Origin of the sequence: Fibrisoma montanum (assembly GCF_003583365.1) — a bacterium.
Classification (GTDB): Bacteria; Bacteroidota; Bacteroidia; order Cytophagales; family Spirosomataceae; genus Fibrisoma; species Fibrisoma montanum.
The window spans coordinates 219035-245087 of sequence record NZ_QXED01000001.1 but is presented as its reverse complement, the minus strand read 5'-3'; the positions used below and the strand labels follow the sequence as shown (position 1 = coordinate 245087).

Sequence of the window (26053 nt, the reverse complement as noted above, 5' to 3'; positions counted from 1 at the left end):
TTACATGTATGAACACCATAACCCCTCTCCTGCAGGCTACGCAACAAGCCGCGGCTGCCGTTCGGCGATTGGACAGTGAGCAGAAAACGGCTTTACTAAACCGCCTGGCCGATGTCCTGACGGCCCATTCAGCCGATATTCTGGCGGAAAACCAGAAAGACCTCGACCGGATGCCGGATAGCGACCCCAAGAAAGACCGCCTGAAACTAACCGAAAGCCGGGTTGCCGATTTGGCCGCGAGTCTTCGTACAGTTGCTACGTTGCCCGATCCGGCGGGAGTCGTGTTGCTGGAACAGACCATTGAGCAGGGGCTGCAACTCCGTAAAATTGCGGTGCCGCTGGGGGTTGTGGGGGTAATTTACGAGTCGCGGCCGAACGTAACGGTCGATGTGGCGTCGTTGTGCCTCCGCTCGGGTAATGCCTGCGTGTTGAAAGGAGGTAAGGAAGCGGATTATTCAAACCGGAAGCTGGTGGAATTGATCCAGCAGGTGCTGGTGGAATTTGACGTACCGAAAGCGGCCGTATCGCTGCTGCCGCCCGACCGGGCGGTGGTCAACGAACTGCTGACAGCCACGCGATACGTAGATATTATCATTCCCCGCGGCTCGGAATCGCTGATTCAGTTCGTGCGTAAAAATTCGCTCGTGCCGACTATCGAAACGGGCGCGGGCGTGTGTCATACCTACGTCGAAGCATCGGCTGATCTGGAAAAAGCACGGGCTATTGTGGTCAACGCCAAAGTCTCGCGGCCGTCGGTGTGCAACGCCCTCGACTGCATCCTGGTCGACGAAACCATTGCCGACTCATTCCTGCCCAGCCTGACGGCCGAGTTCATGAACTGGAACGTCGAGGTGTTTGCTGATACCACCGCTTATGCTATTCTTGTCAAGGCCGGCTATCCTCACCTGAAGGCCGCCCAGCCCGAGGATTTCGGACGGGAGTTTCTCGACTACAAATGTGCTGTCAAGGTCGTTTCTGGCCCGGACGATGCCCTGTCGCACATTCAAACGTACTCGTCGCGGCACTCCGAGGCTATTGTTTCGCAGAGCTCCTCCATCATCGAGCGCTTTCTGAATGAGGTAGACGCAGCCGCCGTGTATGCGAATGCATCTACTCGCTTCACCGACGGTGCCGTTTTTGGACTCGGAGCCGAAATTGGTATCTCAACCCAAAAATTACACGCCCGCGGACCGTTTGCACTCGAAAAGCTGGTGACCGAAAAGTGGGTCGTCGTGGGTGACGGACAGGTGCGGTGGTAAGGACATCGGTGCACCCTGCCCCAGATACGTCACGCAGTTACCGGCCGGCCCACTACTTCGGCAAAAACGCGGTTCCAGTCCCGCACAAATCGTTCGATGCTGAACCGTTCCTGCGCCAGCTTACGGGCGTTGTTGCCCATGCGCCGGGCTTCGGCGGGGTTGTCGAGCAGAAACTGCATGTGCTGCCGCAGTTCATCAGGATTGCAGGAAATGAATCCGTGAACGCCGTTTTCTATGACTGTTGGCAGTTCAGTGGTGGCCAAAGCTACCACGGGCATACCAATCGTCAGGGCTTCGATCACGGCCAGGGGCAAGCTGCTGTAGCGCATCAGGCTATACAGGAATCGGTATTCGGCTACGCGCCGGTGAAGCTGCGTATAATGAATTTCGCCAATGCCGCCGATCGCGGCCGAGCCCATACCGACGGTAGTGAGGGGCAGGTCCTGCCGTAATGTTTCGTACAGGTCATAGCCCGCCATCCGGCCCCGGCGCTGCATCTCATTTACCACAAAAATACCCTCCGGACGGCTGCCATCGTACCGTATTGATGGGTCGATCGCTACGCTGTGTTCAACCACGGTTGTAGGCGTGGTGCCGGTATCCCACATCAGCCGGTTGTAATGCGTTACGTGAACGAGCAGTGTGTCTGGATCATCGGCGGCCCAGTGGCGCGAATCGGTCGGGTGTGGTTCGGGACTGTTATGCTGGAGATAGATACGGGGCCGTTGCCGCTGCTCAGCCGACAGAATCTCGTACTGATCTTCCTGGTAATTTTTGGGGGTCTGGAAAATGATCAGATCCAGATCAAGGTTCCTGACCTGATCGGCGGGTACCTCCCGAACGTAGTCGGGCATCGACGAACCGACGCCCCGGCCAATGTAACCTTCGGACTGATCAGGTTTGATGGGTACGTACCAGTTGTGTTCAGCCTGCGCGAGGGCCGTCAGATACGCCCCGTGAATGTGCCAGACCAGAATGTTGAGTTTTCGCATACGGCATTAATAAGCACACCCGGGCGATTGTTGAAGAAACTGAACTACCGGGCAGACCGGTTAGTAAAAGCCCGAGCACGGCTGGAGACCGGTTGCCGGGAAAAGGCTGATAATGAACCTCGGAAAAGCAGTGACGCCAAACAGCTATTTGCCCTGTGGCGATAATCCGTTAGCTTTGCAGGTAAAACTAAGTCAACCGAGTATCGATGCCGTATTTATTCACTTCCGAGTCTGTCTCTGAAGGACATCCCGACAAAGTCGCCGATCAGATCTCCGACGCTTTGATTGATAACTTCCTGGCGTTTGACCCATCCAGCAAGGTAGCCTGCGAGACCCTTGTAACGACCGGGCAGGTGGTACTGGCCGGGGAAATCAAAACTGATACGTACCTCGACGTTCAGAAGATTACCCGCGACGTAATTCGCCGGATTGGCTATACCAAGAGTGAGTACATGTTCGAGGCTAACTCGTGCGGTATCTTCTCAGCATTGCACGATCAGTCGGCCGACATCAACCAAGGCGTCGATCGGGCTGTTGACAGCGATGATTTCGAGACGCGAGCCAATGCACAGGGTGCTGGTGACCAAGGTATGATGTTCGGTTACGCGACCAACGAAACGGATAACTACATGCCGTTGCCGCTGGATTTAGCTCACGCTATTCTGCGCGAGATGTCGTATATCCGGAATAATGAGAGTCATCTAATGCCTTATTTACGGCCGGATGCAAAGTCGCAGGTGACAATTGAGTATTCTGACGATCATCAGCCTATTCGGATCGATACAATCGTTGTTTCAACGCAGCACGATGAGTTCGCTGATGATGAAACGATGCTCGCGAAAATTAAATCAGACGTTATCAATATCGTTATCCCACGGGTGAAATCAGCTCAGAAGCCAGAGTTGCACAGCCTGTTCACAGACGATATTACGTACTACATCAACCCAACCGGTAAGTTCGTGATCGGTGGTCCGCACGGCGATACGGGCCTGACCGGCCGCAAAATCATTGTGGATACCTACGGCGGTAAGGGAGCGCATGGAGGTGGTGCTTTCTCGGGGAAAGACCCCTCGAAAGTGGACCGCTCGGCTGCTTACGCTACCCGGCACATTGCCAAGAACATGGTGGCGGCTGGTCTGTGCGATCAGGTGCTGGTGCAGGTGTCGTACGCGATTGGAGTAGCCAAGCCGTGCGGCCTGTATGTCAACACCTACGGCTCAGCTAAAGTGGACATGACCGATGGCGAGATTGCGAACAAGATCGAGGAGTTGTTCGATATGCGTCCGTACGCGATTGAACAGCGGTTGAAACTCCGCAACCCGATCTACTCCGAAACGGCTGCATACGGGCACATGGGCCGCCGGAATGAAATCGTAAAGAAAGTATTTGGTTCGAACGGCAGCGCCAAAGAGATTGAAGTCGAATTGTTTACCTGGGAAAAACTTGATTACGTCGACAAAATCAAGGACGCCTTTGGGTTGTAATACAATCGGTCTGAAACAAAAAACCACCTCGCGCGAGGTGGTTTTTTGTTGTTAAATGATCTTATAACTCATCAGGTTCAAAAACCTCATCTTCTTTCATTCGTGATTTGGCTTCGACGATAGCCTGGCTTGAAAAATCGTTACGTTTCTGCTTGCAGCGAACCAGTTTATCTTTCAGTACGTCCAGCACCCGGTCGGTGGCGCTTTCGAAGGTTTTGTCGCTTTCCTTCACAAATAACTCTTTGCCAGGAATGGTTAAGCGGATTTCGACGATTTTCTGCTTGACTTTATTCGTGTCAGCACCATCTAGTCGGAGAAATACCTCCCCACCGATGATTCGGTCGTGGAACGTATCTAATTTGTTGAACTTGGCCTGGATGAAATCCAGCAAACTCCGGTCGGCCGTAAAGTGCACGGCGTTAATCTGTAGTCTCATTGTGTCGCTTGTTAAGTGAGAAATATCAGAACATCAATGGACTATCTAAGTTTGGCTATATGACTGACAATGTCAAGAGCAGCTACGAAAGGTGCAATTGTGTTTCACGCTTTGTGATTTCGTAAGGCAGAACCTGATTCATAAACTGTAGTTTAATCCAAACCGTGGAACGGTCCACTACGAAAAATCCTGGTAAAGTATAATTTGCCTTGTTGACTAACTCAAAAAAACGGTAACTGCCTGTTTGGATCGCAGCGTAATCAGAGGTTGGACATCAATGCGCCGGCCGGTTGGCTTACTGGTAAACCGCTGCAAAAGAACGGCCAGCAGCACCTGCATTTCCATCAGGGCGAACTGATTGCCGATGCACAGACGTGGTCCTCCGCCAAAGGGTAAAAACGCGTAGGGATGCCGTTCTTTAACCCGTTCGGGCTGGAACCGATCAGGATCGAACCGTTCGGGGTCCGGCCAAGATGCGGGGTCGTGGTGCAGCACGTACGGGCTGACCAGGATGCCTTCACCGGAGTTGATGGCATACTCGCCCAAGCGGTCTAGACCGAGCGACAGGCGGCTCATGGCCCAGGCGGGTGGATACAATCGGAGCGATTCCTGAATGACCTGCATCAGATACGTCAGCGAACGCAGGTCCTCCGGCGTAAGGCGGTCACGTCCGGCCAGCACGGCGTCTACTTCAGCTTTGGCCCGGGCCTGCACGTCGGGATGGTTTGCCAGCAGATGCAGGGTCCAGGCCATCGACGTAGCGGTAGTTTCGTGGCCGGCGATGAAAAGCGTGACTACTTCGTCGCGAAGCTGCTGGTCCGACATCCGTTCGCCGGTTTCTTCATCTTCGGCTCGAAGCAGCATATCCAGCAGGTCGTCGCGGCTTTCAGTCGACGCCCGGCGGGTCTGAATGATTCGGTGAATCAGACTATCAACCGTTCCGGTGGCCTGGCGAAAGGCCCGCTGGGTTGGGGTAGGTACCCACTTGGGTAACCGTATGGGATTGATGAGGGTGTTATTCGCCAGGTGATTCAGCGAAGCGAGTGCATTCGACAAGTCATCGACGCGGTCGGTCAATACGCTGCCGAAAAGGCTGCGCGAGACGATCCGAAGTGTAGCGTCAATGGTAGCACTGGTAACGTTGACAGGGTCCTTGCGGTTTGTCTGTTGCAGTCGGTCGCCCCAGGCAACAGCCTCGTCGATCATGGTTTCCGCCAGTATAGCCAGTTTCTGTCTGTGAAAGGCCGGTTGAGCCAGTCGCCGTTGCCGTCGCCAGAAGTCTCCTTCGCTGGTAAGCAGGCCATTACCCAGAAACTGACGCAGCACGGCAAATGATCGCCCACGGCCGTAGTTACGGTTGTTTTCCTGCAAAACGTACCGGGTCTCTTCCGGTTTTAAAAGCAGGATGGTTGTCAGGCCGCCGAGGGCGATCCGTACAATTCGGTTCGTTCCGTACTGCTCCTGAAGCCGGTTTAGAAACGGCAGCGGGCCGCGTAGGTATTCGAGCGTATTACCCACGAACGGCAGGCCGGGATGAACCGGAATGGGGGGAGTAGGGGAGGTGATCGTTTCCATAAAAAAACCGCCCGGTCAAACAGGACCGGACGGTTGTAAAGATAAACAGGTTCGCCTGTTTAATGCTACGCAACAGCTGTCATAAGTGCACGTATCGGCGACACTGTATTGACCTCAGGAGTTGATGATCTCCCCACCGTTTACGTGCATTACCTGCCCTGTTACGTAGGAGGCATCCTCCGAGGCCAGGAAAACGTATGCCGGGGCGACTTCGGCTGGTTGGCCGGGCCGTTCCATAGGCGTGTTTTTGCCGAAATTAGCTACGCGTTCCGGGTCAAAAGACGCTACAATCAGCGGAGTCCAGATGGGGCCGGGGGCTACTGCATTCACCCGGATACCCCGGTCGACCAGATGCTGCGACAACGACCGCGTGAAGGCCGTGATCGCTCCTTTTGTAGAGGAGTAGTCGAGCAGGGTTTCGCTGCCCCGGTACGACGTAATGGATGTCGTGTTGATAATGCAATCACCTTCGCTCATGTGGTGCAGCGCCGTTTTTGTCAGCCGGAACATCGCCAGGATGTTTGTTTCGAACGTAGCAACCATGTCCTCGTCCTTAATGTCGGTCAGTTCTTTCTGCGGGTACTGAACGGCTGCGTTGTTGACCAGGATATTGATTCGTCTGAACTCGCTGATGACTTTACCGACGGACTCTTTGATGAACGACAGGCTGCGCAGATCGCCCGGAAGCAGCATGCTCTTACGCCCTTCCGCTTCAATCAGCTGTCTGGTTTTCTGCGCGTCTTCTTCCTCCCGAGGGTGGTAAATGATGGCTATATCGGCTCCTTCGCGGGCAAAATGCACGGCCACAGCCCGGCCAATACCGCTGTCGCCCCCGGTAATCAAGGCCAGTTTGCCCTGCAGCTTACCTGATCCCTGATAATCGTCGCGGATGTAGATCGGCTGCGGGTCCATCTGCGATTCGATTCCGGGCTGGGCGTCCTGTTTCTGCGCCGGAATCTCCATTTCCATCTGTTCCATAACGTATAAAGTTTTCTGTTTACGGGTTTCGGTCAAACGGCTAGCCGGTAGGCTAAAACGCTATGTCGAAACCTGACTGGGTTATCCGTTTACAACCGTGCCGCCGTTGGGGTGAACAACCTGACCGGTCACGTACGAAGCGTCATCTGAGGCCAGATACACGTAAGCCGGAGCTACTTCGGCCGGCTGACCGGGGCGCTTCATGGGTACGTCCTTTCCGAACATAGCCACCTCTTTGGCCGACACCGAAGCTGGATTCAGGGGTGTCCAGATCGGGCCGGGTGCCACGCCGTTAACCCGGATTTTTTTCTGCGCCAGATTGCCGGCCAGTGCCCGGGTGAAGGCCATAATAGCACCTTTTGTCGATGAGTACTCCGGCAGGTCAGCCCGACCCTGATAGGCCGTAACAGACGTCGTATTGATGATACTATCCCCTTCGTGGAGATGGTTGAGGGCCGCCTTCGTTACCCGAAAAATCGAGTAGATGTTGGTTTCGAACGTTTTGACCAGGTCCTCGTCCTGCATCTCTTCAAAGTACTTGTGCTGAAGCTGCAGCGCTGCGTTATTGACCAGAATGTTTAGCTTCCCGAACTTTCCAACGGTTCGTTCCACGGCTTCTTCGCAGAACGCCTGGCTGCGGAGGTCGCCCGGAATCAGCAGAATCTGACGGCCCTCGGCTTCAATCAGTTCTTTGGTCTGCTGGGCGTCTACTTCTTCGCGCTCCGTATAAACGATGGCTATGTCGGCCCCTTCGCGGGCAAAATGTACGGCTACAGCCTGGCCAATGCCACTGTCGCCCCCGGTGATGAGCGCCACTTTCCCTTTAAGTTTACCGGTTCCTCGGTAGTTGGGACGGATTATTTTGGGCTGAGGCACCAGTTCGGCCTGTATACCCGGCTGAACGTCCTGATGCTGAGGTGGAATTTGGGTTTCCATAACGTCACTTTGAATTATTCCCTTGGTTAAGCCAAAAGCGAGGGCGGTTGTTTGCAGAAATCTATTGATTTGGTAGTGAATTATTTTGTGCCGGTTTCGTCGTAACTTGTCGATTGTTCCTGTTTCAACGGCATCCTGTTTTTTTGATTATGAACATCATCGGCGACGCAAAAGCAGTTCGATCCTACGACGCCATTGTGATCGGATCGGGCATCAGTGGGGGATGGGCGGCCAAAGAGCTCTGCGAAAAAGGCTTGAAAACCCTGGTGCTGGAGCGCGGGCGGGATGTGCGGCACATCGTTGATTACCCATCGGCTACGCTCAATCCCTGGGATTTTCCGCACCGCAACCGAATGCCCGATGCCTTCGATCAGGAGAACCCCATTGCCACTAAGTGTTATGCCCTGGACGAAGGAACGAAGCAGTATTTTGTGAAGGATGCCGAACATCCCTACGTGCAGGAGAAGCCATTCGACTGGATTCGGGGCTATCAGGTTGGTGGTAAATCGCTGATCTGGGCCCGGCAAACCCAGCGGTGGAGTCGGTTCGATTTTGAAGCCAACGCCCGCGACGGCATTGCGGTCGACTGGCCGATTCGCTACGAGGATATTGCGCCCTGGTACAGCCACGTTGAGAAATTTGTCGGCATCAGTGGCAATAAAGACGGACTTGAAACCCTACCCGACGGCGAGTTTCTGAAGCCGTGGGAACTGAACTGTCTGGAGAAGCACATTCAGAAACGGGTGGCCGAAAGCTACAGGGATCGACATGTCATTATTGGCCGGTGCGCGCACCTGACGGAGCCGCAGCAGATTCACTACGATCAGGGCCGGGCTCAGTGTCAGGCCCGGCATCTCTGCTACCGGGGTTGCCCGTATGGTGGCTATTTCAGTTCGAATTCGTCGACGTTGCCCTGGGCGGCAAAGACCGGCAACCTGACCTTACGTCCGTTCTCGGTGGTGCATTCCATCATTTACGACGATGCCAAGGGGAAAGCGACGGGCGTCCGGGTTGTTGATACTAACACAAAGCAGATGACCGAATACTACGCCCGCGTTATTTTTGTCAATGCTGCCTGTCTCAACACAAATCTGATTTTACTGAATTCGACCTCAAAACGCTTTCCCAACGGCCTTGGTAACGATAGCGGCTTACTGGGCCATTATGTTGCCTTTCACAACTACCGGGGAAGCCTGAACGCTACGTATGACGGATTCCCGGATGGTTACTTCTATGGTCGTCGGCCAACGACGGCGTTCATGCCGAATTTCCGGAACGTGCAGAAGCAGGAAATGGACTTCCAGCGTGGCTATATGGTGGCGTTCAGCGCATCGCGGTCGGGTTGGCAGCGGGGCGCGGGTACGGAAGGATTCGGGGCCGAATTCAAGGATAAGTTAAGCGATCCGGGTGGCTGGCACGTCTACATGATGATGCAGGGCGAAACCATTCCGAAGTACGATAATCACGTTCGGCTCAGCAAGGATCAAAAAGACTCGTGGGGCATTCCGCAACTGGTTACGTCGGTTGGTTACGACGACAACGACGTGAAATCTATGAAGGATTTTCTGGAGCAGGGCGCCGACATGCTGGAAAAAGCGGGGTGCAAAACCATTAGCCCGTACGACGATCATCGGAATCCCGGCCTTGATATTCATGAAATGGGGGGCGTTCGAATGGGTCGTGATCCGAAAACATCGTTGCTGAATGGTCACAACCAGCTTCATCTGGTCAAGAACGTATTTGTGACGGATGGCGCGGCAATGACCTCGACCGGGACGCAGAACCCGTCGATTACGTTCATGGCGCTGACCGCCCGGGCGGCCGACTATGCCGTATCGGAGTTAAAAAAGAAGAATTTGTAGCATGACCGACGCGCACGCGATTAAAGTACGCTTAGTTGATCAGTGCCGGGCATACGTTCAGCAACGCGTTGATACGGCCCGGAAAGCCATGGAAGCGGCACAGGAGTCAGCCAATTCCGAATCGAAAAGCAGCGCCGGCGATAAGTATGAAACCGGCCGGGCGATGGCCCAGATCGAACGCGACCGCCATGCCCAGCAACTGGCCGAGGCAATGAAGGTGAAGAAAGAACTGGAGCAGCTTTCGGTCGACAAAACGTATGCAACCGTTCAGTCGGGCAGCCTGGTAACGACTAGTCGAGGTTCATTCTTCCTGAGCATTAGTGCCGGAAAGCTAACCCTAGACGGCGTTGATTACTTTGCGATTTCCCCAGCCTCACCCATCGGGAGTAAACTGATAGGCAAAACAACCGGCGATGAGTTTACATTTAATTCGGTAAGCTACCGAATTGTGGACGTACATTAACGGCATCGGCCAACTGAAAAGCACAGTCAGTTGGCCGATGCCCAATACGAGTACCCAGCTACTCGTATTGTTTATTCGTCTGAAGTTGCTTCATAAGCCGGTGAACGTCCGGCAGTGACAGCTCAAGCGCAGGAGCAATGGGTTCCGGACTCATGCCAAGCTTGAGCATTCTTTTAACGGCTTTTTCGAGGCCTTTTTTTAACACCTTCATTAATTCAGGCTTCTGCAGCTGACATGGCTAACTCTCCTGATTTAGTCGAAACATTACGAAAAATAGCTACTAGTTCGTGCGTTATCAAGTCGCTGGACCAACTTAAATAGACCACGGCTGTCTGGATAAACGTTTGTCTATCAATGGAGTCGACCAGTTGCCTGATAGCTTGTTCAAATTCCTTGATGACGCGGAGTAAGCGTTGTTCCCGACATTAACATAGCAACAAAAACCTACAATCAATCAGGAGGTAGTCTCGCGAAAAGGAGCGTATTAAGAGATTCTTACAGACATAGGATTAACAAGTCTCTGATTGAACTAGCTTTTCAGGACTTATCTCCACGATCATGTTTCTTAGCTTTTCTGCCCAGTGAAAGATGGCAAGTCCACTTGGCTACCATCCTCCCTGAAGTAGGATCGGACGTGCTCCGCCTACAGTTTCCTATACAGACTCTCGATTCGCATCGACCCAGTAGCCAAGGGCCACGACCAGCCATAATATTTGAGCGCTCCAGGCTAGGGCCGCTACACTAGCCGGGGCCGGGCCCAGAGCACCGCCCACATAAACGAGCACTAAAAAGGCGATCATTCCCCAGAGTGCGAATCGACCGGTGCGGTTACGCGCCCGGGTGTGGCGCAGGTATACCCATAGGCCGACTGCCAGCGAGCCCAGTTCGAGTAGTAGCGTAGCGGGCAGATTTCCCCACAGACCGAGTCCGGCTTTAGGGGATTGGCCAAAGTAAAGGGGCAGATCGGGCCGGTGCATGATCAGGTCGAGCAGCCAGTGACTGGGCACTAGCAGGCCCACCAGCAGGGCTTCCAGCCAGTTACGCCGAATCAGGCCATAGGCCAGGCCCAATGCTATCCCTAATACCACTTCCGCCAGCAGACTGTGCGAAAAGGGATAATACACGAAGTCAAGGGGCGAAGCTGCCAGCAAACCGGGACGAATTTCGACGCGCTCTACGCCCAGTAGCAACAGGGTAGGCCACAGTAAATCAGCCAGCTGGGTCGCCAGAAACAAGGTGCCCAGCGATACGCGTGGTTGGAGGGGCTTGGTCCCCAGACCGACTCCGAAATGACCTAAAAACATGGTGGTAGTTACCCAGCGGGCGTTAATATGTTGCAAAATTAATGTGCGCTAGTGGCTGGCGTATAAACCGATTCCGAAAATCGGATTGACTTTTCGCGCAAGGCATCAAAAAAGCACTTCAATGAATCTGCTGCGTTAGTTGGTTGCGCCACACATGGCCACGTTGCGGTCAGCCCTTTGCCCATGTGCCTGGCACGGCTATCCCGTTCCCCGGCGGAACATACCGGGTGTCTGGCCCGTCCAGCGACGAAACGCCCGGATAAACACACCCGGCTCGGCGAAACCCAGCAGGAAAGCAATGTCTTTGATGCTCAGGATGTGGGCGCGCAGGTGGTCTTCAGCTAACTCACGGCGTACCTCGTCGAGCAGTTGCTGATAGCTGTGGCCGTCCTGACGCAGTTGCAATTGAAGCGTGCGGGGGCTCAGGCTCAGAGCCCTGGCCACGGCTTCGAGGGTGGGTGCCGACTGGACTAACAGGCGCAACAACTCGTGTCGTACGCGGTCGGCAAGAGCGGGCCGTTCGTGTAGACGCTCCAGCAGGGCAGCGGCATGTGGCTCGAGCATCGCCAGTAGCTGCGGGTCGGCAGTAGGAATGGGGAGCGCTAACACAGTAGCTGGCAGGCGCAGCGCCGAGTAGGGGGAGTCAAACTGCACGGGGGCCGGTGAGAAAACGCGTTCGTGCTCGCGGGTATTAGCCGGAGCGGGGTAGGCTAAGTATACCGCTTCGAGGTCGAACCATTGCCCACTCAGCCCCCGTAGCATATGCAGGTAAATGGATAGCTCGGAGTTGAGCACAAAGTGGGGGTACACAATTGTGGGACTGGTTATGTCGACGACCAGTTCCACGCTGTTTCCCCGGTGGCGCAGGCTGATGCGCGTGCCGTTGCAAACGATGTCTCCATACAGGCACAACTTGTGAATAGCCGCGCCCACTGTAGGACAATTCATGAGTACGTACGCCAGCACCCCATAGCTGCTATGGTGAACATGCCCAGCCAGGTGTAGGTCGAGGTGCGGATCATTTGTGGCCTGGACAGCCAACGCCCACAGGCGCTGCATGGTCGCCATCGGCACCCGGCCATCAGGGTCTTTCAACAGGGTACTATCCAAGCCCGCAGCCTGGCTCAACGCCTTGGCATCGGCCCCGCACTGCGTGACGGCGTAGAGTAGCCCTTTTACGGAAGCGGAGGAAATGGTAGCGTCGGCTGGCATTCGGTTATAGTCATTTAGCCAAGGCCAATGGCTGGTTAGTTATTCGCCCGGTTTCATCACATCCGTGAGGTACAGTACGTCTCTAGTATCAGAGAGCGGCTCGACCAAATACTCTCTAAATAGTGCCATTGCTTCTTCCGTGTACGGCTGCTTCCAGTGCTCCTCTAAGGCAGACTGGCTTTTCCAGCGCTCAAAAATGACCACCTTGTCGGCGCTGCCCTTGACGTTGAATACGTGAAACGCATTGTTGCCCGCTTCCGCCCGCGTAGGCCGGATACTCGGCACCACACTGGCCAATACCTTTTCGGCAGTACCGGGTCTGAATTGAAGGGTAAGCAGGACGATTACTTCCTCAGAATCGGTAATTTGAACAATCGGATCCATAGATTTTTAGTTGATTAAACGCATTTTTACCGGGCATTGCCGAGCGGCCCCGGCCTTCGTTCCACCCGCCGCTGCGCGGGTGTTCTGTCCGTTCGGACCAGCGTTGCTTACAGCCGGGTTGTGCCACCAGATGTCGGGGTTGCTGGATAGGTACCTGGAATCGCGAAGAAATGCCGAAAAAAGCGTATACGCTGCACCCTGATCGAATGGTTGGCTACACTACCTTCTGCGTCACGGCCAGGCCTGAACTGATTCTCCTCCGAAGATCATCTTTTTTAGACCTGGCGTAAAAAACAGGTTTGGTTTGGAAACGGACTCCAAGACCGCCAATTGGTCCACCGTGAACTGGATTGTGAGTGCAGACAGATTGTCCCGAAGCTGCTCAATTTGGCGGGCACCTATGATCGGCGCGGTAACCCCCGGTTGCGCTAGCAGCCAGGCCAGCGCCACAGAAGCCAGGGGGGCGTCAAGTTGCCCGGCCACGGTACGAAGCCCATCCAGAATTTGCCAGTTTCGGTCGGTGAATTTTGACGTACCGAACGGATTCGTGCCGCTTAGTCGTCCCTGCCCACTGGCACCGGCATCGGTCCGCTGGTACTTGCCCGCCAGAAAGCCAGCGGCCAGCGGACTCCAGGGCAACAGGCTCAGGCCACATTCGCGACCGGCGGCAATGTGCTCCTGCTCCACCATGCGCTCCACCAGTGAGTACTCCATCTGCATAGCAATGGGGCCGGGTACCTGATGAAGGGCGGCCAACGTAGCCGCTTTGGTCGTGTACCAGGCGGGCATGTCCGAGAAGCCGAAGTAACGGATCTTACCCGCCTGTACCAGCGCACCCAGCGTTTGCAAAACCTCTTCCACGGGCGTTACCATATCCCAGACGTGCAGCCAGTAGAGGTCCACGTAGTCCGTCTTCAGCCGACGCAGGGAGCTTTCGAGAGCCTGGTGAACATGCTTGCGCCCGTTGCCCCCCGCGTGGGGGTTGCCCGGTTGCGTGTTGAAGCCAAATTTGGTAGCCAACACTACCCGGTCACGTAAGTTTCGGTCGGCGATAAACCTACCAACGAGTTCTTCACTGCGGCCACCCGAATAGACGTCGGCAGTGTCGATCAAGTTACCCCCGGCATCGATGTACTCATTAAAGATCCGTTGGGAGGTGTCGTCAGGCGATCCCCAGGCCGGGTTACCAAAGGTCATGGTGCCCAGGGATAAGGGACTCACCGCAAGGCCGGAGCGGCCCAGTGTCCGATAATCAGTCAGTGTCATTGTAGGGGGGGGTATGGCCTAAAAAGTTGGACGGAGTCGCTATTGGGCCGAGAAGCGAAAGGCCACTGGGCTGAGACCCGTTTTGCTTTTGAACAGGCGGCTGAAATACTGCGGGTATTCAAAGCCCAGCTGAAAGGCCGTTTCGTTGACCGACAGAGACGTTGTCAGCAGCAATCGTTTGGCTTTTTCGATTAGGGCGTGGTGAATATGCTGCTGCGTGTTCATCCCGGTCAGTACGCGAAGCAGATCGCTCAAATAGGCGGGAGATACGTTCAGTTGATCGGCGAAGAACTGAACGGTTGGTAAAGGCTGGTCAGCCTCCTGCGCGAAATAGTCCCTCAGCGCGGTCTCGAAGCGGCTCAATACCGATCCTTCGTCACGGTCGTGTTCGAGGGAACGCCGGGTAACAAACTGCCGGGTATAAAACCGGTCGGCGTAGGTCAACAGCAACTCAACCTGGCCTACCAGTACATCCTGACTGAAAGCATCAATCGGTCGTTGGCACTCCGCCCGCAGGTTGTCGAGCAATCGGCCAAGCTGAACTTCTTCCTGTTCTGATAAGTGAAGCGCTTCATGCACGGCATAGGAGAAAAAGCCGTAACTGCCTATTCGTTTGCCTACCGGATATTTCCGCAGCAGGTCCGGGTGAAACACCAGCATCCAGCCCGTCACTTGGGTGGTGTCCAGGGACGGATCGACCGCGAATACCTGGCCGGGTGCTGAAAAACCCATGACCCCCTCCCTAAAATCGTAGGGGCGATGACCGTAATATAATAATCCGTTCAGGTTTCGCTTTAAAAAAATGGTGTAAAGCTGTAGAACTACCGGTTTGAGTACACTCTTATCGCCACGGGCCACCGCCTGTTGGTTAGCCGCTTTCAAATCAATCAGGGTCAGCAACGGATGGGCGGGGGCGGGCAGGCCGTAGAACCGGGTATACTCAGTGACGGTGTGTAGCGTCTGAATGTCGTTGGTCGTTTGTTTCATCGGTACCTGATACCTGTGGTCAAAGCCTGTTTCGGGTTGTCAGATTTCCTAACTGGTTTCACTGACAGCCCGAAACGGGCGTTGATCGTTTAGCTGAAAACGGGGTAAGCGGAACCCACTACGCTGCCCACCGGCAGAATGGCATCGAGTTCATCGAGTTCCGAGGGGCTCAACGTGATAGCGGCAGCGGCTACATTGGCTTCCAGGTTGGTCCGTCTTTTGGTTCCAGGGATGGCCACTACATGTTGAGCGAGTACCCAGGCCAGGGCCAGTTGCGAAGCGGAAACCCCCTTGGTTTGGGCCATTGATTCCAGCTTAGTCACTAACTCCAGGTTCTTGTAAAAGTTGTCGCCCTGGTAGCGGGGAAACATCCGGCGTGAATCGTTCGGCTCGAAATCATCCGGCGATTTGATCGCCCCCGACAGAAAACCCCGTCCCAGGGGCGAGTAGCCCACAAAGCCGATTCCCAGTTCTCGCGTTGTTTCCAGCACACCCGTTATCTCTACTCCTCGATCAAACAGCGAATACTCGCTCTCGATGGCCGTGATGGGATGTACGGCATGTGCCCGACGAATAATGTCCGAAGGCACTTCGGATAAGCCCAGGTATCGGACCTTTCCTTCCTGAACCAGCTCAGCCATGGCGCCCACGGTATCTTCGATGGGCGTGTTGGGGTCTAGCCGGTGCAGGTAGTACAGATCGATGTAATCCGTTTTGAGGTTCCTCAATGATCGCTCAATGGACTTTCGGACGTAAGCAGGCTGGCCATTAAAGGCGTAGGTAATGCTACCCGCATCGTCAACCTCGAAACCAAACTTAGTAGCGATCGTGACCTGGTCACGTTTACCCGCCAAGGCATTGCCGACCAGTTGCTCGTTGGTAAAGGGGCCGTATACATCTGCCGTGTCGAGCATGGTTACCCCGAGTTCAAGCGCCCGGTGAATCGTGGCAATACTTTCGAGTTCGTCGGGTGTACCATATATAGTGCCGCCGGGGAAGTCAGACATGCCCATACAGCCCAAGCCCTGTACGGAGACCTGTAAACCCTGACTACCGAGCGCTACTTTTTCTAACTTGTTCATACCGCATTGTGGTTTTATCGATTTATTATGCTACAAAGGTCAGGGTAAGGCCCTGCCTGGCAGCTAAACGAAACACAGTTTCTGCAATACAAAACGCGGTACTGGCACCGAGTGGAGGCAGATACGTGAAAGCAGACCGTCCTAAACCCGTTGAAGGGAGCCAGTGAAAAGTAGTGATATTTCAGCCAACCTTTCCTGTATCAACTAATATCGTTCACCTTTTAGATACGGGCGGTCCACCGCTGTGGTTGGCATTTTGCCGCAGTGGCGGCCCGTCCTTTTTGTTTGGTTATGCCAATAGTAGCAGACTAACTGTTAGGAAAGCGTCTCTTTTATCACCCGTTTTATGAAGCAATGTCCCTCACTACTAAATCTTTACTTTCTTCTTTCCAAGCTAGATACCGATACACTGTTGCTCGGCTTATATGAAACAGCTGACCAATCTCAGCAATCGTGTTCAGTTTATTAGTATACATCGTCTTGACCGCTCGTGCTTTTACCTGCGCTTCCGGAGTAAGACCCTTGGGACGGCCTCCCACACGGCCCCGAGCGCGTGCTGCGGCCAAGCCCGCTTTAGTGCGCTCGCGGATGAGATCTCGTTCAAATTCGGCTAATGAGGCAAAAAGATTAAATACTAATCGACCTTGCGCGGTAGTAGTGTCGATGGCATCATTCAAACTTCGAAAACCAATGTCTCTGGCTTGAAAGTCATTGATCAACGTGAAAAGCTCTTTTAGTGACCGGCCTAACCGATCCAGCTTCCAAACGATGATCGTGTCGCCTTCTCGTAGAACCTCCAGCATCTTCTGAAGTTGTGGTCGTACCTTAGCTGAAGATACCTTTTCCTGAAATATTTTTTGACAACCTGCTTTTTTCAGGTCATCCAATTGCAGGGCCAAATTTTGATCTTGCGTGGATACACGTGCATAGCCAAATAACATAAAGGTAGGCGAAACGGTCGCAAAAATGCTTACAGATAAAGAGTATTTCTGAGAAGATGCACTTAATAATCAGCTGGTTGCATGCGTATGCTTTGAAATAGAGAGGAGAGCTAATAATAACTAGTTCATCAGCAGGTAGATCGTTTAAGGAGACACTGATTTTAGTACTTATTCAACTTTATCTGTAACCTACGGAGGCAGTTACTCTAAGCCCTCTCCTTCATTTTTTAACTCCTGCTCCAAATCTTCAATGGAAGGGAGCTGCGATTTCAATTCGTCAGGTACCGCTTTGGTTAACTGATAATCGGCGACACTTAAGGGATTGGTAATACCAGCTAACGCATATTCGGCCAAGGCCTGGTCTTTGCCTTTACATAACAGTAAACCAATCGTTGGATTATCATCTTTGGTACGCAGATAGTCATTGACCACATTCACGTAAAAGTTAATCTGACCAGCATCCCCTGGCTCAAAGTCTCTGGCTTTTAATTCGATGACCACGTAACAACGTAACCGAATATGATAGAAAAGTAAATCAATGTAGTACTCTCCATCTCCTACTTTTAAGGGATATTGGCGGCCTACGAATGCAAAGCCTTGGCCTAACTCCAGCAGAAACCTACTCACCTGCTGAACTAACTGACGTTCTACATCGCGCTCGTTGGCCTTGGCTGTGGCCACCACAAAGTCGAAGATATAGGGGTCTTTCAATAGCTGCGTGGCCAGATCAGAATGAGGCTTGGCCAGAGTATACTCAAAATTAGTCAGTTTAGGCGTCTTTACTTGGCGCTCATACAAATCCATCTCAATTTGATGGCGAAGTACGTTTCGGCCCCAACTCCCCCTCAACGTCTGTTCGATGTACCAAAGGCGCTGCCCTGCATCTTTAACTTTATCGAGCAAAATAATATGGTGTGACCATGTGATTTTTGACACTACCGAGTGCATAAATAACTGCTCGACGTTTTCTGCATTTTCTACAATGGGAGCTATATCAACGTCCTCCTGAGAGGCTTCAGGTAATTTTGCAACAGGATGTTGCAAAATTAAGGGCAGATTAGCCACCACAAATTTCTTCATGTAGCCAAGGTTACGAGTCGAAAAACCCTCAATTCCTGGGTAAGCTTGGCGAATATCAGCCGAAAGGCGATCAATTATTTTGGCCCCCCATCCCTGTTTCTGTTGAAAAAACAGGATTAAACTCCCCACTTGCCAGTAAGACAGTAAGAGTTGTTGGTTCGCGGAGGTAGCTATTTTAACTTGAGCTTGCTGAATCTGCTGTTTAACCAGACGAAGTAGTTCTGGGTATTGCTTAAACACTTCCATTCCGAAAGGTAACGATTATCAGCCTGCTATAAGACTAAGTAAAACTTGATACGTTCAAGCAAGTTGCCGCCCCAAACAGAACACGCTCAGCATGAATACACTAGCCTGCCATGAATGGTATACAAGTTCGTTAAGGACATCTTCGTCTCAAGTATGAGCGTTTTAAGCGACACATATATTATTTTTTTTGTTTGAGAATAGCCTGCGTACCCAGAATTAATTTACCCATGTTTGCTTTACTGTTAGCTAAGATCACGCAGCCATTACCCAACTCGGGAAAAGCCGAAATATGGGTCGTAAACCCAGGTGTACTGCCATTATGCTGAATATCCCAGTAGGAGCCCGTATTGCGTACACCCCAGCCAAGACCGATGTTGTTACGCGTGGGCTGATGCGTTAAGCGTATAGCCGGGTCTTTTTCCGAAATCTGGGCTTGGAGGTAGCGCATCATATCGGCTAAATTGGAGTGAATATCGCCAGCGGGCCCCAGGAAACTTTCAGCCTGAAATGAAAACTCTTTCCCATTCTCGGTGTAGGGTAAGGCCATTCGTTTTTTGTCTTCATCAACTTGGTGGTAGCTCGTTTGATTCATGCCTAATGGTAAGGTAATGTATTGCTTCAGTAATTGATCATACGGCCGGTGATAGACCCGCTCCACAATATGCCCTAGGATGGCCATACCCCAGTTAGAATAGTCAAATTTGTAGCCCGGCAACGTATCAAGCGTTACAGCGTGAAGAGCTCCATAAAACAAGCTGGAATCATAGTTGGCCTCTGGAGTGGAAGGATTGTAGCCTGGTTGATCACCAATATTGGGTGGCATGGGTGGTAGGCGGGCGGTATGGTTAGCTAAATCCTGCAAGGTAACTGGCTGGTTGCCAAACTGTAAATTAGGATAATCACTCGGCAGATAACGTCGAATGTCGTCAGCTAGAGTAACCTTCTTTTCGGTCACAGCCTGGGCTAACAAGAGAGCTGTAAACGTCTTGGTCACAGAACCGATTTCATAACCAGTTAATGGAGTGGGGAGCTTACCGCTTTCTTTTTTGATTTCTCCATAATGGTACATAAAGGGTCTTCCGTCTTTAATGAGGCCAATAGAAAGCCCAACCGCTCTGGGATCACGAAAGTAGTCGCGGACTAAACTATCAATCGCCTGATCCAGATCTGTCTTGAGCGCGTTGCTACTGGCAATGGAGGGAGGGGTCGTGAATAACGAAACAGGAACACTAGACAGACCAAAGCTGCTAAACTTTCCCTCCAGTGTTACTTTTAGAAACATATTCATATCTCTAACCTCAAACTCAAGGTGATACAAAACGCCCCCCCTGGCTTCTTGCTGAGAAACCACCCGGATAATGTTACCACTATTTCGATTACTTTTCAGGTAGGTAACTAGTTTGTTTTCGGAAATAGTCCTGGAAAATGAGGTATCCGCTAGTTGATAGATGGCTTTAAACTCATCCCGGTTAAAGCGGGCAATGATTGAATCGCAAACCTGACGATAAGGCAGCTGGCTGCTTTGGGAGAAGCTGGGAACAGTCGCCAGCAAAAAAGACCCCCAAAGCAAGAATAGTCGAAGTAGCATGGCGGGAAACCTGAAAAAGATTCAACTAATTTCCTCAATGACGCATGAGTCGATAGAAGGTTGCATAATCATCGTTGTTTCTTGGCAATTGAGTAGTTCCGCTTCTATTGTAAGCTGGCCAAAGTACGAAAAGCTTCAAGTAGAAAATTGGTATCTTAAGCGTTTCACTAAACCCCATTTCAAAAGAAGCAGGTTGACGACTCACAGGCTGAGTTAAATCTTGAATAAGCGCTCTCAACATGTCGTCTCATAAATCAAAGTCTCATTATCAGACCCCCCTGAGTTAATGAGGCATATGCACTTCCTGCTTGAGAAGATCAGTTTATCAGTCTATTAGGTGCCTGTTTTTTTACCATTTAAACGACGACTGTACTGTAACAACAGGATGGTTAAACGGGCGTAATTTGTTTTAGTTCTGGCAACTGCTCGTCGATGTTCGACAGATCAACCACCACGTAGTCAAAAACGGGTGTGAACGGCAGCAGGTTCTGACTGACATCCTCAAAATAAGCAGCGAACGGTTTCTTCTGCCATCACCTGTTACCGTGATAAACGAGTATGGGTAACACCGGCGTAAGCGACTGTTTCTGCTTAAGCTAGTGCTGCCAGATGTTCAGCAGATACTGGTTCAATTGAAAGTGAACGTAAGACTCAGGGTAACTTTTATGCTCAAACAGCAGAGTTGTTTTTATGGGAACAGTACAATACGTAGCCGAAAAGACCAGGTTGGCAAAATGCTCACTTAACGCTTCATCCGTGTGGGAATCAGCTTCACGCCGTAACGAACTCGTATTGATGGCTTCGCTTATTTCAATTGGCAGGTAGGCTTGCAGAAAATCAGTCAGAATTGTCGGCCGCGAGAACGTTTCCTTGAAAAATTTGTCGTGCGGATTATCTATAGTCTTGGACTTGATCAGAAAAGCCGCTCCCCGCCAATCCAGGTCTGTTGTACTTTTACCGTACGTAACTGCGGATTCGGTGCTTTCATGATGTCCTGCTCCAGTACCACAAAGTCGGCCTGTTTGCCCGGTTCGATGCTCCCCCGCAGCTTGTCCTCAAAATTGGCGTAGGCTGCCCAACGGGTCATCGACAGTAGCGCCGACCGCCGGTCCAGGGCGTTTTCCATCTGATACCCGCCGGCCGGGAAACCCTTATCGTCCTGCCGGGCAACAGCCGAGTGGAACCCAAACAGCGGGTTTACGGCCTCCACCGGGAAATCGCTGCCGGCAATAAGATACCCGTTTTGTTTCATCAGGTCGTTGAACGCATAGGCTCCTTTCACGCGCACTGGCCCCAGACGGTCACCCGCCCAGTACATATCCGACGTAGCGTGCGTGGGTTGGATCGACGGAATCACCGAATACTGACCAAACTTGACAATATCGTCCGGCGACACTACCTGCGCGTGTTCGATGCGCCAGCGTCGGTCGTTCTTCGTTTTCAATAACGTACCGTACAAGTCCAGAATCAGATGGTTGGCCGAATCGCCGATGCAGTGGGTATTCGCCTGAAATTTGCTATTGGCCAACAGCGTCAGAATACGTTCCAGTTCTTTCGGGCTTAACAGCAGAAAACCGGCGGTTTCGGGGCGGTCGCTGTAAGGACGGCGCAAGCAGGCCCCCCGCGATCCCAACGCGCCATCCGCGTAGAGTTTAAAGGACTGCACCGTCAGCCGGTCCGTCTGGAAAGGGCCGCGTTTGAGGTAGTATTCCAGGTTTGGCTCACCGAGGCTGATCATGACGTAGTCACGGATTTTAAGCTTACCTTCTTTCTGGAGCCGTTCGATCAGTTCAATGTCCGGGCGGTTCAGGCCGGCATCCGACACCGAGGTCAGCCCCTGGGATAAGCATACCTTTTGAGCTGCCAGCAACATCCGCTCCCGGTCTTCTTCAGTAGGTTTTGGGATCACTCGTTTGACGAGGTTCATGGCATTATCGACCAGCACACCCGTAGGTTCGTTGTTGGCCAGCAGTACCTCACCCCCGTTCAGGCGTGAACCCGCCGTCACCTGAGCCAGTCGCAAAGCCTTGGTATTAACCAGCAGGGCGTGGCCGTCAACCCGCGTCAAAGCAACCGGAATGTTTGGAAAAGCAGCGTCTAACTTCTCTTTGGTAGGAAATTGCTTATCAGGCCAATCGTTCTGATCCCACCCACGACCGGTAATCCACAGGGCGTCGGGGTGTTTCTGCGCGTACGCTTTCAGGCGATCAATCACTTCGTCGTAGGAAGCTGCACCGACCAGATCGGCCTGGTCGAGAACCTGGCCAAGACCCATAAAATGGGCGTGGGGGTCATAAAAACCCGGGTAGACAGGCTTGCCGCCCAGATCGACGGTACTGTCGGCGTCATATTTCCCGGTAAGTTCATTCGCCGATCCAACGGCAACAAACTTACCATCTCTGACTACAAACGCGTCGGCCGTCGAAAACGCCGAGTCGGCTGTGTAAACCAGCGCATTGGTGACGAGTAGATCAGCTTTTTCTTTAGAAGAACAACCGGCCAGGCCGATTAGCATAGTTAAAATAGCAGGCAGTGTGCGTTTCATGGATAACGGGTAAAGTACGCAATATAAGGAAAGTCAGTAAGTCGACGGTTCAATACCAGATTCTTGTAATTTTGATCGATTATTCCGCTAATATTAATTCGATGAAGTCCTACAGTTGCTGGATTCTTTTCTTTTCTCTCGCCGTCACTGCGTTTGCGCAGCAGCCAAAAAACCCAATTCAACGTGCGCAGGAACGCGCGTTCACGATTGCTACCATCCCGCAAACCGGTGAGCAGCTGACGTTACCTCAGGCCATAAGCATTGCCGTTGAGCGAAACTATCAGGTCCAGATCACCCGATCGCAGGAAGAAATTGCCCGCAATAACTACACGCGTGGCAATGCAGGATACCTGCCTACCGTAACGGGCAATATTAACTCACAGGGAAGCATTCAATCGATCCGGCAAACGTTTCTGGATGCTCTCCGGCCTCCGCAGGAGATTCGAGGCATCTTCAACCGAACCAATAATTTTGGTATTAACGCCAACTACACCATTTTTAACGGCTTCAATCGATCCGCTACGTACGAACAACTTCGCCAGCTATTGCAGATTAGTACGGTTAATACCCGGGCCAATATTGAAGCCACGATGGCGGACGTCGCAACGGGATATTACGACGTAATCCGGCAGCTGCAACGACTGATTGCCTTTAGTCAGGCACTCGATATTTCCCGCGAGCGATTAGAGCTGGCCCGGGCAACGTTCGAGGTAGGAACCCGGTCAAAAGTTGATTTTCTGAGCGCCCAGGTCGACTACAATACCGACAGCGCAGCCCTCGTCTCGCAGCAGCAGGCCCTCCGGAATGCCAAAATCTTCCTCAATACGTTGCTGATCCGTGATCCTCTGACCGAATTTGCGATTCGGGATACCATTCTTGTGCGGAATGACCTGCAACTGGCTCCATTGCAGCAATCTCTGACGGCAAACAACCCACAGCTAGCCGCGGCTGTTATAAACCGGACACTGGCCGATATTAACATCCGGCAGGTTAATGCCTTGCAACTCCCGCTCGTTACGGCTACGGCCGGGTATAACTACCAGCGAATTGATAACCAGGGTGGCTTCGGTATTCGTACCGGCCGGAACAACGGTATGACGTACAACCTACAGGCGTCGATCCCAATCTTCAATGGGTACAACCTCAGGCGGCAGATTCAGAATGCTAAAATCAATACGCAAATTGCCCGAACGCAGGAGAGCGATCAGCGGCTGCAACTCCAATCGACGCTCAGCCAGACCTTCCAGACGTATCAGAATAGCCTGACGCTGGTTAACCTCGAAGCGCAGAACAATCAACTGGCCAATCAGAACGTTGATATCGCCTACGATCGTTACCGCATCGGAAACTCAACCTTTGTCGAATTTCGGGACGTTCAGCGAAATGCCATCAATGCTCAGACACGTCTGATCGATGCGGAGTTTAACGCCAAAGCCGCTGAAATTGAACTCCTGCGATTGAGTAGCACCATCTCGCAGGAGTTACGCTAACCATTGCGTAAGCAGTCGACTGATTGAATGAAGGCCTATTCAATCAGTCGGCCGCCCTGCTGGAAACGTCGAACAGAAGTCTACGGCTCAGGCGGAAAACCGGGCTACGAATAGCTAGGATTTGACCACCTGTTTGACCTGATCCTTCAGAAACTTCATCAGCAGCTTCTCAACGCTGTCGAGTCCATACGTACTGGTTTGGCGGAAGCGGTTTTTGTGTTCAATGTATTGGTTGAGATCCTGGCACTCGTACGCTTCCAGAATTTGCGGATGCACGTAGTGTTTGCGGCAAACCGTTCGGGTATTGCCCAGCCGCTGTGATACTTCGTCCAGTACGGTATTGATATTCTTTTTGAGTTCTTTCTGGGTATGGCAGGGTTCCAGCTCAACCAGCAGCCGAAGGGCATTGACCGTACCGGCCCAGGTGCGAAAATCCTTGGCCGAAAAGTCCTCCCCCATAATTGTGTGCAGGTATTCGTTGACCATCCCGGAATCAATCGGATGGCGGTTGCCCTGGTCGTCGTAGTACTGAAACAGCTCCTTACCCGGAATGTCGCGGCAGGCTTTCACCAGTCGGGCCAGTCGCCGGTCGTGCAGGGTTATGTCGTGATAGATACCCTTCTTCCCTTTAAAACTAAACCGAACCTGATCGCCCTGGGCTTTCACGTGCCGGTCCTTGAGGGTAGTCAGGCCATAGGAACCATATTCTTTTTCATACGCTGCGTTGCCCACCCGAATCAGCGTCTGTTCCATGACGCTGAGCGCAATGGCAATCACCTTGTCGCGGGAGAGTTCGCGGGTTTTGAGGTCTTTAGCGATCCGTGCCCGTAACTGCGGTAGTTTTTCGCCGAACGAGATCATCCTGAAAAATTTGGTTTCGCTACGTACGGCGTTCCATTTAGCATGGTATCGGTACTGCTTGCGGCCTTTCGTGTCAATGCCGGTGGCCTGCAAATGGCCATTCGGTTTAGCGCAGATCCAGACGTTTTCCCAGGCCGGTGGGAGTGCCATGCTCCGAATGCGGGCCAGCGTGGCTTCGTCGTTTACTTCGTCGCCGTCAGCATTCAGGTAAATAAAATGGTCGCCGGCTGGCCGACGGCTCAGGCCCGGCATGGTATCACTTACGTACACCAGTCGGGCGGCCCTGGCGGCTTTGACTGGGTCGTGTGCTAACGCTAATAAATCCATAGCTGTTTGTTGATCGGCGCCGGCTGGTCATGTGGCCACAGTCGACGCTGATCTAAAACACCAAATTCGGTACGGCGGTTTTACTGTTCCGTAGCCTTGCCAAAAAACCATAGCGCCAGCGCGCTGGCGTAGTGATCAAAATCCGTCGGGTGGATGTAGTTGCCAAAGGCGTTTGCTTTGGTAGCCAGCCCCATCGCCATAGCCGCCAAGACAATCCAGACGGCATGTCGGTCGCGTCGGAGCAGCGCAAAAACAGCCAGGAGCATCAGGATCAAAATACCCAGCGATGGAACAATGGGGGTAAACGCGCTGACTTCCGGCAGAAGCAATACGATAAACAGCGACAGGCCAAGCACAACGGTAGCCATAAACGTTGCGGTGTTGATGGTCTGTCGATTCAGCAAGGCCCAGGCCCCCATGACCGCACAAACGACGCCAAGCGTATCGGATAGAACCAGCGTGGAATGATGCAGTTGCTGCATGACTTCGTTACCCCAGAAAATGGTAATACCGACAAGGGCTGCCAGGGCAATAGTCAACAAAAAGAAACCCCAGAGCAGTCGGTTGTATAAATTCATCCGCTGAAAAAAATGCCAGAATACACCTACGCTTGTTCCGGCAAGTACTGAACCAGAGAGAATGTGCGAAAAAATCATCTCGTAATTTACGAAGTTTCGGCTACTTTTGCCCAACTTTTAACAGGGTGATGGACGCTTGATGCCGGACGTTAGACACTGGCCCCGAACTACTTTATA

At 52.7% G+C, this 26053-nt stretch carries 23 protein-coding genes; 5 read left to right on the top strand and 18 right to left on the bottom strand.

The window, feature by feature from the left end:
• Positions 1-8: 8 nt before the first annotated feature.
• Positions 9-1259, top strand: coding sequence for a glutamate-5-semialdehyde dehydrogenase (locus DYU11_RS01090; RefSeq protein ID WP_119665800.1), 1251 nt, complete (start codon positions 9-11; stop codon positions 1257-1259).
• Positions 1260-1288: 29 nt separating this feature from the next.
• Here the strand turns inward: DYU11_RS01090 and DYU11_RS01085 are convergent, their stop codons facing one another.
• Positions 1289-2251: a glycosyltransferase gene (locus tag DYU11_RS01085; RefSeq protein WP_119665799.1), complete on the bottom strand. Its 963-nt coding sequence runs from the start codon at positions 2249-2251 to the stop codon at positions 1289-1291.
• A gap of 206 nt (positions 2252-2457) precedes the next feature.
• Here DYU11_RS01085 and metK point away from each other — a divergent pair, with 206 nt between their 5' ends.
• Positions 2458-3735, top strand: coding sequence for a methionine adenosyltransferase (gene metK / locus DYU11_RS01080; RefSeq protein WP_119665798.1), 1278 nt, complete (start codon positions 2458-2460; stop codon positions 3733-3735).
• A gap of 61 nt (positions 3736-3796) precedes the next feature.
• Here the strand turns inward: metK and DYU11_RS01075 are convergent, their stop codons facing one another.
• From DYU11_RS01075 to DYU11_RS01060, 4 genes are all read right to left on the bottom strand, one after another.
• On the bottom strand, positions 3797-4171 hold the full coding sequence (locus DYU11_RS01075) for an HPF/RaiA family ribosome-associated protein (RefSeq protein WP_119665797.1): 375 nt from the start codon (positions 4169-4171) through the stop codon (positions 3797-3799).
• 216 nt (positions 4172-4387) lie between these two features.
• A complete protein-coding gene (locus DYU11_RS01070; protein ID WP_119665796.1) occupies positions 4388-5746 on the bottom strand; it encodes a cytochrome P450 in 1359 nt (452 codons plus the stop codon).
• Positions 5747-5860: 114 nt separating this feature from the next.
• Complete coding sequence (locus DYU11_RS01065) at positions 5861-6724, bottom strand: SDR family oxidoreductase (RefSeq protein ID WP_119666665.1); 864 nt, start codon at positions 6722-6724, stop codon at positions 5861-5863.
• 81 nt (positions 6725-6805) lie between these two features.
• Positions 6806-7660 carry an SDR family oxidoreductase gene (locus DYU11_RS01060; protein WP_119665795.1) on the bottom strand — a complete coding sequence of 285 codons (855 nt, stop codon included), beginning with the start codon at positions 7658-7660 and terminating at the stop codon, positions 6806-6808.
• Positions 7661-7809: 149 nt separating this feature from the next.
• Between DYU11_RS01060 and DYU11_RS01055 the strand changes: the two genes are divergently transcribed.
• Together DYU11_RS01055 and DYU11_RS01050 are read left to right on the top strand one after the other, a co-directional pair.
• Positions 7810-9522 (top strand): GMC oxidoreductase, encoded by a 1713-nt coding sequence (locus DYU11_RS01055; RefSeq protein WP_119665794.1) that lies wholly within the window; start codon positions 7810-7812, stop codon positions 9520-9522.
• A 1-nt stretch (position 9523) separates the two neighbouring features.
• Positions 9524-9985 (top strand): GreA/GreB family elongation factor, encoded by a 462-nt coding sequence (locus tag DYU11_RS01050; protein WP_119665793.1) that lies wholly within the window; start codon positions 9524-9526, stop codon positions 9983-9985.
• A 653-nt stretch (positions 9986-10638) separates the two neighbouring features.
• Here the strand turns inward: DYU11_RS01050 and DYU11_RS01045 are convergent.
• From DYU11_RS01045 to DYU11_RS00995, 11 genes are all read right to left on the bottom strand, one after another.
• Positions 10639-11325, bottom strand: coding sequence for a hypothetical protein (locus DYU11_RS01045; protein ID WP_229365652.1), 687 nt, complete (start codon positions 11323-11325; stop codon positions 10639-10641).
• Between the two features lie 162 nt (positions 11326-11487).
• The gene (locus tag DYU11_RS01040) at positions 11488-12501 is read right to left on the bottom strand and encodes an AraC family transcriptional regulator (RefSeq protein ID WP_119665791.1); all 1014 of its coding nucleotides are present in this window, start codon (positions 12499-12501) and stop codon (positions 11488-11490) included.
• 39 nt (positions 12502-12540) lie between these two features.
• Positions 12541-12885, bottom strand: coding sequence for a putative quinol monooxygenase (locus tag DYU11_RS01035; protein ID WP_119665790.1), 345 nt, complete (start codon positions 12883-12885; stop codon positions 12541-12543).
• A 231-nt stretch (positions 12886-13116) separates the two neighbouring features.
• The gene (locus tag DYU11_RS01030; RefSeq protein ID WP_119665789.1) at positions 13117-14151 is read right to left on the bottom strand and encodes an aldo/keto reductase; all 1035 of its coding nucleotides are present in this window, start codon (positions 14149-14151) and stop codon (positions 13117-13119) included.
• A 39-nt stretch (positions 14152-14190) separates the two neighbouring features.
• Positions 14191-15138: a helix-turn-helix domain-containing protein gene (locus DYU11_RS01025; RefSeq protein ID WP_119665788.1), complete on the bottom strand. Its 948-nt coding sequence runs from the start codon at positions 15136-15138 to the stop codon at positions 14191-14193.
• An 89-nt stretch (positions 15139-15227) separates the two neighbouring features.
• Positions 15228-16220 carry an aldo/keto reductase gene (locus tag DYU11_RS01020; RefSeq protein WP_119665787.1) on the bottom strand — a complete coding sequence of 331 codons (993 nt, stop codon included), beginning with the start codon at positions 16218-16220 and terminating at the stop codon, positions 15228-15230.
• Between the two features lie 344 nt (positions 16221-16564).
• A complete protein-coding gene (locus DYU11_RS01015) occupies positions 16565-17161 on the bottom strand; it encodes a recombinase family protein (protein ID WP_119665786.1) in 597 nt (198 codons plus the stop codon).
• A gap of 201 nt (positions 17162-17362) precedes the next feature.
• Positions 17363-18487: a PDDEXK nuclease domain-containing protein gene (locus tag DYU11_RS01010; RefSeq protein ID WP_119665785.1), complete on the bottom strand. Its 1125-nt coding sequence runs from the start codon at positions 18485-18487 to the stop codon at positions 17363-17365.
• A 178-nt stretch (positions 18488-18665) separates the two neighbouring features.
• Positions 18666-20075: a serine hydrolase domain-containing protein gene (locus DYU11_RS01005; RefSeq protein ID WP_119665784.1), complete on the bottom strand. Its 1410-nt coding sequence runs from the start codon at positions 20073-20075 to the stop codon at positions 18666-18668.
• Positions 20076-20671: 596 nt separating this feature from the next.
• Positions 20672-20974 (bottom strand): Rpn family recombination-promoting nuclease/putative transposase, encoded by a 303-nt coding sequence (locus tag DYU11_RS33925; protein ID WP_374755983.1) that lies wholly within the window; start codon positions 20972-20974, stop codon positions 20672-20674.
• 14 nt (positions 20975-20988) lie between these two features.
• The gene (locus DYU11_RS00995) at positions 20989-22620 is read right to left on the bottom strand and encodes an amidohydrolase (RefSeq protein WP_119665783.1); all 1632 of its coding nucleotides are present in this window, start codon (positions 22618-22620) and stop codon (positions 20989-20991) included.
• A 101-nt stretch (positions 22621-22721) separates the two neighbouring features.
• Between DYU11_RS00995 and DYU11_RS00990 the strand changes: the two genes are divergently transcribed.
• The gene (locus DYU11_RS00990; protein ID WP_119666663.1) at positions 22722-24110 is read left to right on the top strand and encodes a TolC family protein; all 1389 of its coding nucleotides are present in this window, start codon (positions 22722-22724) and stop codon (positions 24108-24110) included.
• A 114-nt stretch (positions 24111-24224) separates the two neighbouring features.
• Here the strand turns inward: DYU11_RS00990 and DYU11_RS00985 are convergent, their stop codons facing one another.
• Positions 24225-25298 (bottom strand): DNA topoisomerase IB, encoded by a 1074-nt coding sequence (locus DYU11_RS00985; protein WP_119665782.1) that lies wholly within the window; start codon positions 25296-25298, stop codon positions 24225-24227.
• Between the two features lie 80 nt (positions 25299-25378).
• Positions 25379-25954, bottom strand: a complete 576-nt coding sequence (locus tag DYU11_RS00980) for a DUF6962 family protein (protein ID WP_199736646.1) — start codon at positions 25952-25954, stop codon at positions 25379-25381.
• Positions 25955-26053 lie beyond the last annotated feature (99 nt).

Bases quoted from the DNA above. Each gene is read 5' to 3' on its own strand.
- DYU11_RS01090 (WP_119665800.1), top strand. From the start codon at position 9: ATGAACACCATAACCCCTCTCCTGCAGGCTACGCAACAAGCCGCGGCT.
- DYU11_RS01085 (WP_119665799.1), bottom strand. From the start codon at position 2,251: ATGCGAAAACTCAACATTCTGGTCTGGCACATTCACGGGGCGTATCTG.
- metK (WP_119665798.1), top strand. From the start codon at position 2,458: ATGCCGTATTTATTCACTTCCGAGTCTGTCTCTGAAGGACATCCCGAC.
- DYU11_RS01075 (WP_119665797.1), bottom strand. From the start codon at position 4,171: ATGAGACTACAGATTAACGCCGTGCACTTTACGGCCGACCGGAGTTTG.
- DYU11_RS01070 (WP_119665796.1), bottom strand. From the start codon at position 5,746: ATGGAAACGATCACCTCCCCTACTCCCCCCATTCCGGTTCATCCCGGC.
- DYU11_RS01065 (WP_119666665.1), bottom strand. From the start codon at position 6,724: ATGGAACAGATGGAAATGGAGATTCCGGCGCAGAAACAGGACGCCCAG.
- DYU11_RS01060 (WP_119665795.1), bottom strand. From the start codon at position 7,660: ATGGAAACCCAAATTCCACCTCAGCATCAGGACGTTCAGCCGGGTATA.
- DYU11_RS01055 (WP_119665794.1), top strand. From the start codon at position 7,810: ATGAACATCATCGGCGACGCAAAAGCAGTTCGATCCTACGACGCCATT.
- DYU11_RS01050 (WP_119665793.1), top strand. From the start codon at position 9,524: ATGACCGACGCGCACGCGATTAAAGTACGCTTAGTTGATCAGTGCCGG.
- DYU11_RS01040 (WP_119665791.1), bottom strand. From the start codon at position 12,501: ATGCCAGCCGACGCTACCATTTCCTCCGCTTCCGTAAAAGGGCTACTC.
- DYU11_RS01035 (WP_119665790.1), bottom strand. From the start codon at position 12,885: ATGGATCCGATTGTTCAAATTACCGATTCTGAGGAAGTAATCGTCCTG.
- DYU11_RS01030 (WP_119665789.1), bottom strand. From the start codon at position 14,151: ATGACACTGACTGATTATCGGACACTGGGCCGCTCCGGCCTTGCGGTG.
- DYU11_RS01025 (WP_119665788.1), bottom strand. From the start codon at position 15,138: ATGAAACAAACGACCAACGACATTCAGACGCTACACACCGTCACTGAG.
- DYU11_RS01020 (WP_119665787.1), bottom strand. From the start codon at position 16,220: ATGAACAAGTTAGAAAAAGTAGCGCTCGGTAGTCAGGGTTTACAGGTC.
- DYU11_RS01015 (WP_119665786.1), bottom strand. From the start codon at position 17,161: ATGTTATTTGGCTATGCACGTGTATCCACGCAAGATCAAAATTTGGCC.
- DYU11_RS01010 (WP_119665785.1), bottom strand. From the start codon at position 18,487: ATGGAAGTGTTTAAGCAATACCCAGAACTACTTCGTCTGGTTAAACAG.
- DYU11_RS01005 (WP_119665784.1), bottom strand. From the start codon at position 20,075: ATGCTACTTCGACTATTCTTGCTTTGGGGGTCTTTTTTGCTGGCGACT.
- DYU11_RS00995 (WP_119665783.1), bottom strand. From the start codon at position 22,620: ATGAAACGCACACTGCCTGCTATTTTAACTATGCTAATCGGCCTGGCC.
- DYU11_RS00990 (WP_119666663.1), top strand. From the start codon at position 22,722: ATGAAGTCCTACAGTTGCTGGATTCTTTTCTTTTCTCTCGCCGTCACT.
- DYU11_RS00985 (WP_119665782.1), bottom strand. From the start codon at position 25,298: ATGGATTTATTAGCGTTAGCACACGACCCAGTCAAAGCCGCCAGGGCC.
- DYU11_RS00980 (WP_199736646.1), bottom strand. From the start codon at position 25,954: ATGATTTTTTCGCACATTCTCTCTGGTTCAGTACTTGCCGGAACAAGC.